Here is an 11,462-nt window from a genome sequence, read left to right as displayed (position 1 = left end):
AGGACGGCCAGCTGGTACTGCTTGGATTCAGTCACGGGTTTTTCCTTTTCTATATATCCAGGTCTCTTTGACGGACCAGGAAACCAGGGTGGTCAGAGACCGAAGTTGATGGCTCCGGTGAGGAGCTGGAAGGCGATAAACGCGACGGACCCGCCCACTATCCACAGGATGGAGAACCGCTGGAATTCGCCCAGTTCCTTCTTCAGCAGACCAAGGAGCACCCAGAGCGGCGCGGATGCCGGTCCGATCATGTGCGAGATTTGGCCCACGACACCGGCCCGGGCAATCTCGTTGGGGTGGATGCCATACTGCGCGGCGGATTCAGACAGGACGGGCAGGATGCCGAAGAAGAACGCATCGTTTGACATAAAAAAGCCCAAGGGGATGGCAACGATGGCGGTAAAGAGGGGGAGGAGGCCACCCAGGGAGGTCGGCACGATGCTCAGGAGGGAATCTGCCATGGCCTGGATCATCCCGGAGTCCGAGAGGATGCCGGTGAAAACGCCTGCCGCCAGGACCAGCATGACGACGGGAACTGCGCTTGCGGCGTGACGCTTGATCAGCTCGCCCTGAGTGTGGAGTTTGGGATAGTTGATGACCAGCGCAATGACAAAGGCACCAATGAAGAGAACCACCAGTGGTGCCACGCCGGTGATCAGCAGGACCAGCAGCAGCACCGTCAGGCCTGCGTTGACCCAGGTACGCCAGGTAGCCCGTTCCCCACTGTGAAGGGCGCCGTTCCTGATGTCCGCAGCGAGTTCAGCCACCGCTTTGGGATCAACATGCTTGCGCTGGGTCAAGCCGAGGAGGTAAGCCATTACCAGGACAAAGACCGAGGTCAACGCCAGCGAGGGAATGAGGCTGACAAAGTAGTCTGTCGCGTCCAGTTCCAGAACGCTGATTGCCCTGGTCGCCGCGCCGCCCCAAGGGGTTGATCCTGAGATGAGGCCAAGGGACATCGCCGCGACCGTGGCGATGACCAGCGGGTTGATCCCCAGACGCTTGTAAATCGGCAGGAAGGCTGAGCAGATGATCATGTAGCTCGTAGTACCGTCACCGTCCAGTGCTACGACAAGGGAAAGCACGGCTGTTCCCACGCAGATGCGTACAGGGTCACCTTTGGACAGGCGCAGGATGAGGTTCGAAATCGGATCGAACAGCTTGGCGTCCATCATGATGCCGAAGTACAGGACGGCGAACAAAAGCAGGACAGCCGTCGGTGCCACAGTCTCCAGGCCGCTGAGCACCATGTCGCCCAGTTGAGGACCGAAGCCGGCTATGACGGCGAATAGAACTGGGGCGGTAATGATTGCCACAAATGCTGTGGCCCACCTGCGCATGACCGCGACCATAAATGACGCGAGCGTGGCGAATCCGAAGACTGCGAGCATCGTTACTCCTTGGTATGAGGGAAGAACTCCCTGACGGCGACTCTGGCGTGCCGGGTCCTTGCCGGTAACCCGGTCCCTCAACCTCTCGGGTTCGGGCACGGTATCGACCGTAAACTTAAAGTGGTCGACCAGTCAAATAAGTGGTCAAGTGGTCGACCACTTATAAAATTCTGCTTATCATGGTCACGGCGGACCACGACGGACGGACTTTCCTCCGGCCGCCGGGGATGGCACTGAAACGAGAAAGTGGTGGCCTGCCCTCGAACCGCTGCGATGTGGGCAGCTTCCTTTTCAGCACGGGATGAAAGCGCTGCAGGTGGGGGTTCGTGGGGATTGAGGTACTGGTTGTAATTGGTGAAGGGCGAGAACGACGGATTCGCAGGCAAGACGACGTCGCTCGTACGTGCCTGAACTTGCATTCACGGTCAAGGACTATTCGCTGAGTCGTAGCCAAGCACCCCAGTCCCCCAGTAGGACGGCACGCTAGCCGGCAAGTATCGAGACCACCAACAATGGGAGACCCAACCATGGCTGAAGTAGTAGTTGTAGGAGTCGACGGCAGCGAGACGGCCTTGAAGGCCGCTAGGCGTGCCCGCGATCTGGCGGCAGCAATCGGCGGCACCTTGCACGTCGTAACTGCCTTCGACGGCGATCGTACCGTCGTATTCGGTACCGGCAGCGACCAATGGGTTGTCTCAAATGAAAGCAACGCCGAAGAGGTCGCCAAAGATGTAGCAGTCAAGCTTAGCTCGGGAGAATTGAAGGTTTCCTACTCCGTTGTGAAAGGAAGCCCCGCACAAGCACTTATCGGACAGGCAGAGAAGTTCCAGGCCGGCATGATCGTCGTCGGCAACAAACGGCTCCAAGGCATCGGCCGCGTCCTGGGAAGCATTGCCAGCAGCGTTGCCCATAACGCGCCCTGCGATGTTTACATCGTCAAAACCAACGGTTGAGCAACTCGTGGACCGCACAATTTTCCCGGCGCCGGCAGGCGCACCGCAACACGCCCCCGACGGACGGGGCCGGCGCCGGGGATCCGCCACGTCCTGAAGCCCCGTGTGGGCTGCTCCTGTCCAGGAGCAGCCCACCTGTTCCCGCGGTCCGCCCGTTCCTGCCGCTGGGAACGAGGACTATTTGCAGTTGACGGTCGTTTAACAGTCTCCGATGCGCTGATGGCTTTCATAGGACTCCAAGGTGTTGCCGAAAAACTTCGGCGTATCCTGGCCGCTATGGTGCAGCCCTCCCTGGCGTTCGCCAAGGTTTCGTGAACGGCCATCGGGCTGAAATCGTACTCCTCGGCGCAGGTCGTGCCGTCGAGCCCGTATCCAGTCCAGCTGCCGCGAACATCGGCCCACAACCCAGGGGTTCCATGCACAGGTGAAAGGCACCCTTTTTAGGCCTCTCCCCCGAGCCCTTTGAAGAGCCGATAACGGATATTCCGTCAACCCGCACACACTGGCCGTGCTGAGCGCTGACCGCCCGTCCACGCCGATCAGCTAGCGGCAAGCACTGCTCCGCGCGCTTCGGGCATACAACTTTGGGCATATTTTGTGAAATGGTTCCTGAAAGTTGGAGTGGCAGGTCAGAGCAGCAGAGCGAGAGGGTCTGGGTGGGCAATGGCACCTGACTCAGACTCTCTCTCTGAGCTACAGCGCGTTTTATCCGGCTTTGCCCCAAGTGTCATACGGGGCTAGGTGGGAAAAAAAGCCACCAAACAGGGCCTCCAGGGGATCGTAAGATTGCCCTGTTGGGAAGGGTTTACGGCGAATAAGGTCTGTTGCAGCAGGGCCGCCATCGTGAGGCACGAAGTAGTAGCAGTATTCGATCGAGTCCCCCTCCTTCAGCAATTGCAGACTGGTCATCATAAACTCCCCGTCACATCCAAACATCAGCCCTTGTAAGCCTTCCATGGGAACGGCCTGTGCTGGCTCCCACGCCCCTAGCTGAGGGGACGGACCGAACAAAAAGACCTGGCCAGCTTGTGCGTTCCAAGGTCCGTCTTTCACCCGGAATGTCATGGTTTCCATTCTTCTCATCGTGGCAACGGTGGGGGAGTCTCGCAGCGCTGCGCCAATCTCGACCTTGACCCAGGCCGTTGGTGTCTGTACCAGAATCTCTGAATCACCATCGTTTTGAATTCTTGTCCGACTTAGGGATGGCCAAGGCGCTCCGATTCCAACCGTCATCGAGAGCCGTCGCAGCAGCATGGCCTCGTGGCGAGCGTCCACTACTTTCGAAAGCGCCGGGTGAAGATCGCGGACCGGCACATAGCGAGCACCGGTTTCCATTGTGGTGACGCGAGTGTAATCTTCACTGCTTGCACGGCTAGGGCTCCTATTCAGTACCACGCGAAGGGCGGTAAGCAAATCGCAAATGGCGTCCTCAACAGCCAGATCAGTGTCCGGAAGACATTTCTCGAGCCACTGTCGGGAATCGTAACTGTCGCCCAGCAGTGCATAGACGCCACTCAACTGTTGAGCTGCGAATGCTCTTTGTGAGGCATCGCTTGCTATGCCCCATGCCTGAAAGAGCAGGCCCCTAGCAGCTTGGAGTTCTTCGTATGCGCGTTCCGGATGCCTTGATGCGTATTCCATATGCAGGAGAGCGGCACGACTAGGACCGCCTTGCAATGCCTTTACTCTCATGTTTATATCCCCGGCCAAGCCATGGATATCCCGCGTGAACTCCTCGATGCGACGTAGTTCCTGCTGCTGCGCGGGAAGGAACTCCCCGAGCAATTTTTCTGTTGCCTTTGCCGCGGCGGCGTCCGCAGCGGCGCCAATGATGGGGTTAGCAGTTGCAGCGGTGGCCGCAGCGTTGGCGGCTTTTCCCGCCACAGCGGATGCTGCCGTCGTTAGCAGTTGCATCAAGACCGCCGGCCACGCGATTGACATGGCCTCTCCTTATAGTCGAGGCGGCTGCCGGGCACCCTGCCGGATGCCCTTGGTATTGCTTGCTTTATGGTTGTCCTGCAACCGCCACCTGTCAACACAAACACTGAAGTTAGAATCCCGAGTGCGGCAGTTTCCTGTCCGGAAAGGGAATCTCGAGGGTTCCTGATTGGTCAAGCAGGACCGGAGGCCAGGCATTCTCTGGACCCACAAGTTGTGCGGCAGGTTCGCCTTGAAGGGTAGGGGCCAGAAGCCTTTAGCTTTTAGGCAGCGGATTGGTTAGCGATGAACTCAGCCGGTTGCCGATATCTGCCGGCGCCCGGAAGGAGACTTGCTGCTGGCCGTCAGGGGTTTCGATATACGCAAAGCGCCTTCGTTCAGGCGTGAACCTGGGCCGGTGGTTTCTTCAAGGATGGGCGCTAGGACCTGGGGGAGGCCGTGACCACCACGTTCTTGCCCCATAAGTCCTCTGTGTAGCAGCTTATGAGTACCACCCTGTTGGGTACGACGTTCCAGATGTCGCTGTCCTTGAGCGTGTTCTTATCGTGCGTCGTAACAGAGTCCACCACGTACTTCAGCGCCCCGTTCGCAGTGGTCACGGTGACCGCCTTACCCACGAGGCTGTTGTCGCTGAGACGGTTGAACGGAGCATCCCTGCCGTCCCAGCTGTGCCCGACGATGTACGTGGTGTTGCTTGAGCCCGCGCCCGGGACTCCGTAGCTGGTGAGCCAGTAGGCATCAAGGGTGAGCGGCGGGACGAGCAACTCTGAGGACAGCTCGTGCGCATTGGGCGTCAGCGGCAGCACACGCACCTCGAGGTCTGCGGCCTCGATCGAGACCTGCAGGGGCGCTGCTGCTGCGGCAGCAGACGCCTTGCGGGCAGCGGTTGCGCTCGGGGAACCCGGCGCGGAAGGGGCGGTGGAAGGCGCGACGGCGGTGCTGCCGCCGTCGTTCGGCAGAACAGCGCTCGAGGGTGTCAGGTAAAGAGCGGCTGCCATAGCAGCCGCGGCAATGGCAGGAACGGCCAGCCAGCGACGGCGTAAGGGGCGGCGCTGGCTGGACGTTGTTTGCGGTTCCAACTCGGTGTGCTTACTTGCGGGTGCGCTCCAGGCGGCGCATCCTCATGGCGACGGCTGAGGGTACCGCGATGCCGGCTGCGAGGAGCCCGGCGAGAAGTGCCAGGCCCGGGTGCGTGGCCGGCTCCGTTTCTGCCGCGGTCTGCACATTGAGGCCCTTGTTCGTCGCGACGGTCGCGGTGCCGCCCCCCGCGGGAGTCGAGCTGACCGGGTAGGTGACTGTCGGCACGGTGTTCCCCGGCGCGGTGACCGGCGGCGTGACCACGGGATCGACGCCAATGGCGTCGGGGTTGCAGGCCGCCAGGAAGGCCTCGAACAGCCCCATGAGGTTGGCAGCAGAGGTTTCATCCAGCGAGACGGCGCTCAGCACGGTTTCGAACTCTGCGACCGCTGCGTCGAAAGCGTCCCGGGCTTCGAGGATTTCCGGCGTATTGATTGCCGCCTCGTAGGCAGCAGTCAGGTCGGTCACTGCCTGCTGTGCTTTATCCTCGGCGTCCTCAGCAGCTTCTTTGGCGGCCTCTGCTTCAGCGAGAACATCCGGGTCCCCAGAGCCCTGGGCCTTCTCCAACGCGTCCTCGGCTGCTGCGGTAGCTGCGATGGCGTCCTCCAGAGCGGCTTCCGCTTCCTCCAGCTCGGCGGCCACACCCGCTGTGGCAGCTTCGACCAGCGCAAAATATGCCGCCTCAGCAGCAGCAGCAGCCTCAGCGGAGGACTCAAGCTGGGCAATAGTCGCCTCGGTGATGCCGGCAGCCGACAATGCGGCTTCAAACTGGGTGGAAGCCTGCAGGCAAGCGGCGTCACCCGGTGCGGCGGCAGCCGTCGGAGCGCCGAGGAAGAGCCCGCCGGCGAAAACAGCTGCTGACGAACCAGCAGCGACCCATTTGGATACAACGGTCATAATTGTGCGTCCCCTAGAAACACGAAGCGGCCGACCGGGACGGCCCCGGCGGGTTCAGCGCGCGGTCGAACAACTCCTTGTTTGCTCGGAAGACTTCGGCCGGACCAAGCAGGAGAGGCGCTCGTACTGCTGATCGTCCGGAGAAAGACGGCGAGACTTCAGTGCAACCTGAGTGCCGCCCGAAAGATCGCTGTGAGAGCCAAAAATACAGAGCAAAACCGGTTGTGGCAAACGTAACCATCTCATGACGGCGGGAGGTGAGAGAGGGCTTTCGCGATTTTTTGAAAGTTCCCACCTTAACGCTCATACGACTTCCGGAGCTACAGTGAACGACAGCCTGGACCCTTGCCAGTCTGGACAAGAGAGCAGGGCTTGTAGATCCGGTGCGCCGTTGGCACTCCGACTCCCGCCTTCCTGGCTACTTCGCCTCGGGCATCTCCCGCTCGCAACCCAATGGTGGGCACCCTTGGTTCTTTCCGCAGCCGGGCTCGCGTATCTGTTTCATGTGCGCGGTCGCAACGGTCATTTCTGGGATGAGGAAGAAGCTCGGCGAGCAGACTGGGACCATCGAGACAGGCAGCTTAGCCGGGACATAAGGGGTCCGAAGGCGAACCCATGTAACCGACCGGCGTGCGGGATACATTGGCGAGCCTCGCGACCTCCGCACTGGTGATTTATGTCTGCACCGATGCAGGCCGCACGTGCGAAAATGCAAGTTGCTGAAGTTTATACTTGCCAGTAGTTTTGCTTCTCGGTTGTTTCGCACATCCCCCAAATTGCGAAGCGACCAGGAAGGCCCCGCGGCGTCCCCCATGTTGCGGGGCCTTTCGCTAGGTGATGCCTAACTAGTGGACGGGTTCAAAGGCCCCGTCCCCGTAGCGCACACACTCGCCAGTGTTTTTGAAGCCCAACAGCGCGAATTTACGGTCTTGCACGCCTCCCTTGCGTACGAAGCCGCAGAACGTTCAAATTGACCGGGGCCGGCAGTTCTTGCACTTGCTGCCACTCCCGCTGACGAAACGCAGATAACGGATATTCCGTCAACATGCCTCGGGCCGACTAGGCCGCGATTGTTAATAACGCGGCCGGAACTGGGCCATACCTTGTCGTCCAAATAGCAGAGGGATGAATCTAGCGAACTGAGTTTTGAGACATATTGACCGATTCTGCCTAGTCGCCGGGCCGCTCGCGTCACTTCGAATGCTCTGTCCGATCTGGCGCGACTGGCTGCGGGCGTCCACAAAGCTATGACTGATTCGGCCACTAAGAGCCCTTGACTTCAATTCATCGATGAAGCCATTCCCGGGGTTGGGATTAGTGAATTCACTCCCTAAACCTAATCGGGGAGCCCTGACGCTTCCTCCGAGCGGCCGGGGCACCGTTGTCATTACCCTAGTCATAATTCCGTGCTCGGGAGAAGATACCTTTGTCTCCATTCAACGAAACGTTTGATGGCAGACACCCGGCGCGACTGCGCGGTCAGCAAGTTTTGCATTCTGCCGCCTCCTTACCGGCCGCCGGGTTTCAAGGATCGACGACGACCACGGCGATCTGACACATCAAGGGGGAACAATGACAGTAATGCTGATCGGCGGGGGCGCACTCGCCCTCCTACTCATCGCGGGAATTATCTTCTATACCTCGAGCATCCGGTTCGCTAAGCCGAATGAGGCAATGCTAATCACCGGCAAAAGCGACCCGAACACGACCGATGAAACATCCGACGATCAGTCTCGTGTCATCATTAACAACCGGGCGTTTGTCAACCCGATCACGGAGCGCGTCAGCCATATCTCGCTGTCTTCGCGTCAGGTTGAAGTCACCATTGAAGCCATTTCCAACAACGGCATCCAGCTCAAGCTGACCGGAGTTGCGCAGGTAAAAGTCGGTGGTGACAAGATCTCGGTCCGCAAGGCGGCGCAGCGTTTCCTTGACCAGCAGGACGCCATTGATCACTACACCCAGGAAACGCTCTCGGGTTCCCTGCGTTCTATCGTCGGTACCCTGAGCGTTGACGCGATCATCAAGGACCGGGCGCAGTTCGCAGCATCCGTCAAGGAAGAGGCCGAACACTCGATGACCAACCAGGGTCTGGTAATCGATACCTTCCAGATCAAGTCTGTCGACGACGCAGGCGGCTACCTGAAAAACCTTGGTCGACCGGAGGCTGCCCTGGTGGCACGGAACGCAAGTATTGCCGAAGCGAACTCCCAACGTGAAGCAGCGGAAGCGAAGGCACTTGCGGATCAGAAGACGGCTGAAGCTGAGCAGAAACTGGCTCTCCGCCGTGCTGAGCTGAAGCAGGAAACGGATGCACGCCAGGCAGAAGCGGACGCCGCCGGTCCTCTAGCCCACGCCGACCAGCAGCAATTAATTATCCTCAAAAACCAGCAGGTTGTTGCCCGTCAAGCAGAGCTCCGCGAAAAGGAGCTCGACATCGAGGTCCGCAAGCCCGCCGACGCTGCTAAGTACAAGGTCGAAACCGAAGCAGCGGCTGACTTGGCACGGCGTACCCGCATCTCGGAAGCCACGAAGGTCGAAGCTGCCGCTGAACTCGAGACCCGCAAGCTCAGGGCTGCTGGTAACGAGGTTGAAGCGAAGGCTGTGGCAGCGGCGAACACCGCCAAGGGCAACGCCGAGACCGAGATCAACAAAATCCGTGGTCTTGCGGAGGCTGAGGTCACGAAGTCCAAGGGCATAGCGGAAGCTGATGTCATTGGACTTCGTGGTACGGCTGAAGCAGGAGCCATCGAAGCTCAGGCCAAGGCGTACAGCGAGTTCAACGAGGCGGCAATCTTGAACAAGCTTCTGGAGGTTCTGCCTTCCATCGCCAGAGAAATCGCCGCGCCGATGAGTGCGATCAGCAACATGACGGTCATCTCTAACGACGGAGCAGGCCAAGTGAGCAAGAATGTTTCCTCGGGTGTGCAACAGACCGCGCAGATGCTCAAGGACACCACCGGGTTTGACGTGATCGAGATGCTCAAGGGATTCGGCAAATCAACCCCCCACGCAGAGACTCCGGGCAACGGAGATGGTGCGGTCAAAGAACCAGCCCGGACCGCAGTCGTCAATGCCGCATTGAAGGAAGAGTCCGCCAAGTAAATCCGCCAAACAAGGAACTCCCCGGGGCGGCAAGGGCGGTGGTTACGATGGCGGCGTCAGCCGCCGACGGCAGGCCGGCGGGCGTACGGATGTACAGCGCCATGTCGACGTCCTTGCTGGGTACTGAAGTTTCTTTCCGGTCCTCATTGCTGAGGCGGCTGTGCCGGAACTTGGTGACCATTCGCTGATGCAGGGCCGCTACCGTGCGGCCGTCGAACACCCCGACCTCCGAGGCCCGCAAGGACACCGCACCTTCCGGCCGATGAAGCGTGCCGGGACGGAATACTCTCACCATCCGCACTGTAACCATCGAAGACCTGTCCACCCTGGGATACTGCACCCGTTTCCTGGCATCCACTGCCGAATGTTAGAGCCAACTTGTCCCACCTGACACGGATGCTCTGGATGAGGACGGGGATACAGGGACGGCGCCGTCGGATGTGCTTCGATGCAACTACGTGCCGCGCCCTCCCTACCTGGGGGTGGTGGTGTTTCGCGGGCCTCCTAGGCCCAGTCAAAGGGTAAGAATTCCCGGCCAAACGGCAGTGGACAAGACCGCGGTGGCGAGGACAAACAAGGCTGTCGCTGCTGGGACGGAGCGCTTCACGGTTCCTGTCGAAAAGCGGTGGAAGACTTTCTGCAGACCTGCCTGCACTTTGTCGCCGTGCGCCATTCCGAGGGCGAGCAGGACAAGGCAGGGGATGCAATAGACGACCGCGTACACAGCCAGGACAGGCACGCCGAGGGCCGCCGACGCGTCGGCATCGATCATGCGCTCAATCGCGATGAAGTATGGAAACGCGTTGGGAAGGTCGGCGCCGGTCATGAGGACTCCAAGTGGGAAAGCCGTCCCGACGCCAAACCAGCCAGGAAGCTGCACCCCTTTCCTCTCACGGTCCTTGAAGCGCCGCGCGCCGGCCACAACGAGGGTTATCGCAGCAACCAGGAAGACGACCCGACGCAGCCAGACCAGACCGTCACCGACCACATCGGCGGCAGCACCAGCGCCAAGGAAGATGGCTGCGCCGACTACGAAGACTGTAGTGAATGCTCCGAAGACGAAAGTAACCGCTGAAGCGACAGGTCTTGTGCGAACGGTGAGAAGGATCAAGGTGATTACGACAATGGTGGCCGGGTTGAATGAATCAGCAATCGCCAGCCCCAGGATCGCTGCGAGGAGACCGGCGCTCATCGATTTGCTTTCCTTGGTTCCAACCACTCCAGTACCGACTCCAGTGACGGAAGAGCCTCTCCGGTCACCGTATTCATCACCATCCCGTCGCCCAGTAGGCGGATGATCGCTGCAGTTGTGGAATCACCTGTCTCGGCAGCCAGAAGGTTCTCCCACCGCTGAGACGCTTCAGCAGCCCGTGCCAACAGCGTCTCCGTTGCCGATCCTGTATCGGTAAAGGACACCAGCAGCGCCCTGTAAAGGTCGGCTTCGTCCCGTGACAGGGACAGCCGCAACCAGGTCTCCACAACGTCTCCGCGCTCAGCAGCAGCAAGCAGCGCTTCATCCATCTCGTCGATGGTTTGGCCCGCGATGCCGTCGAGCAGTGCCGCCCTGGACCGGAAGTGATGCATGAGTCCCCCCTTGGAGACCCCAGCTTCTTGGGCAACAACATCCAAAGAGGGGACGGAACCCGTTGTAATGGCAAGCCTGCGCGCCGTCTGCAAGATCCGATCCCTATTGCTCATAAGCAGATACTAGCACAAACCAAACCGACTGGTCGGTTTTTCAAAGGAGTGGGGGAGGGGCGGTTCGGCCCGCGTCCCAAGACATGTACGGGGGATCACTTCTAGGGCTTTGGTCCAGGGAACAGGCTGATCAGCCCGCCACTCGCCTGACGCTGCTGTGGGGTGGCGGAAGTGGTGTTGGGTTCGATGGTGCGTAGGTCCGGCGTCCGGATTTTCTGAGCCAACCCCTGCAACAACCTCGGATTGCACTCCTGGCGTTTTGCCGAAAGTGAGAGAGCCGCGCACATCTATTTCAGCGGTCCCAAAACCTAGCCCATCAAGAGGGACTTAGAACGAACAGCTTTACATACGTTCCGCCATCAGGGAACGGTGTCGGCTTTGGGGGAGTGTCAGAGCGCCAGAG

At 59.9% G+C, this 11,462-nt stretch carries 8 protein-coding genes and 1 pseudogene; 2 read left to right on the top strand and 7 right to left on the bottom strand.

What is annotated here, in order from left to right:
• Positions 1–92: 92 nt before the first annotated feature.
• On the bottom strand, positions 93–1,391 hold the full coding sequence (locus CXQ88_RS20975) for a CitMHS family transporter (protein ID WP_104046095.1): 1,299 nt from the start codon (positions 1,389–1,391) through the stop codon (positions 93–95).
• Between the two features lie 527 nt (positions 1,392–1,918).
• Here CXQ88_RS20975 and CXQ88_RS20970 point away from each other — a divergent pair.
• Positions 1,919–2,344, top strand: a complete 426-nt coding sequence (locus CXQ88_RS20970) for a universal stress protein (protein WP_104046094.1) — start codon at positions 1,919–1,921, stop codon at positions 2,342–2,344.
• Between the two features lie 705 nt (positions 2,345–3,049).
• Here CXQ88_RS20970 and CXQ88_RS20965 read toward each other — a convergent pair.
• From CXQ88_RS20965 to CXQ88_RS20955, 3 genes are all read right to left on the bottom strand, one after another.
• Positions 3,050–4,285, bottom strand: coding sequence for a CBM20 domain-containing protein (locus CXQ88_RS20965; protein ID WP_104046093.1), 1,236 nt, complete (start codon positions 4,283–4,285; stop codon positions 3,050–3,052).
• 416 nt (positions 4,286–4,701) lie between these two features.
• Positions 4,702–5,361: a class F sortase gene (locus tag CXQ88_RS20960; RefSeq protein WP_104046092.1), complete on the bottom strand. Its 660-nt coding sequence runs from the start codon at positions 5,359–5,361 to the stop codon at positions 4,702–4,704.
• Between the two features lie 10 nt (positions 5,362–5,371).
• Complete coding sequence (locus CXQ88_RS20955; RefSeq protein ID WP_104046091.1) at positions 5,372–6,256, bottom strand: hypothetical protein; 885 nt, start codon at positions 6,254–6,256, stop codon at positions 5,372–5,374.
• A 1,572-nt stretch (positions 6,257–7,828) separates the two neighbouring features.
• Here CXQ88_RS20955 and CXQ88_RS20945 point away from each other — a divergent pair.
• Positions 7,829–9,361 carry a flotillin family protein gene (locus CXQ88_RS20945; protein ID WP_258062056.1) on the top strand — a complete coding sequence of 511 codons (1,533 nt, stop codon included), beginning with the start codon at positions 7,829–7,831 and terminating at the stop codon, positions 9,359–9,361.
• A gap of 178 nt (positions 9,362–9,539) precedes the next feature.
• Here CXQ88_RS20945 and CXQ88_RS22870 read toward each other — a convergent pair.
• The 3 genes and pseudogenes from CXQ88_RS22870 to CXQ88_RS20930 all read right to left on the bottom strand — a co-directional run.
• Positions 9,540–9,692: pseudogene (locus CXQ88_RS22870) on the bottom strand (Mu transposase domain-containing protein); the annotation flags it as partial.
• Positions 9,693–9,875: 183 nt separating this feature from the next.
• Positions 9,876–10,553 (bottom strand): GAP family protein, encoded by a 678-nt coding sequence (locus CXQ88_RS20935; protein WP_104046089.1) that lies wholly within the window; start codon positions 10,551–10,553, stop codon positions 9,876–9,878.
• Entirely contained in the window at positions 10,550–11,059 is a 510-nt protein-coding gene (locus tag CXQ88_RS20930) for a TetR/AcrR family transcriptional regulator (protein WP_104046088.1), read from the bottom strand. The genes CXQ88_RS20935 and CXQ88_RS20930 overlap by 4 nt, the downstream gene beginning before the upstream one ends.
• Positions 11,060–11,462: the final 403 nt, after the last annotated feature.

Source organism: Arthrobacter sp. ZGTC412, from assembly GCF_002929215.1.
GTDB lineage: Bacteria > Actinomycetota > Actinomycetes > Actinomycetales > Micrococcaceae > Arthrobacter.
Note: the sequence above shows the minus strand (reverse complement) of the source record. Positions and strands in the feature narration are given on the sequence as shown.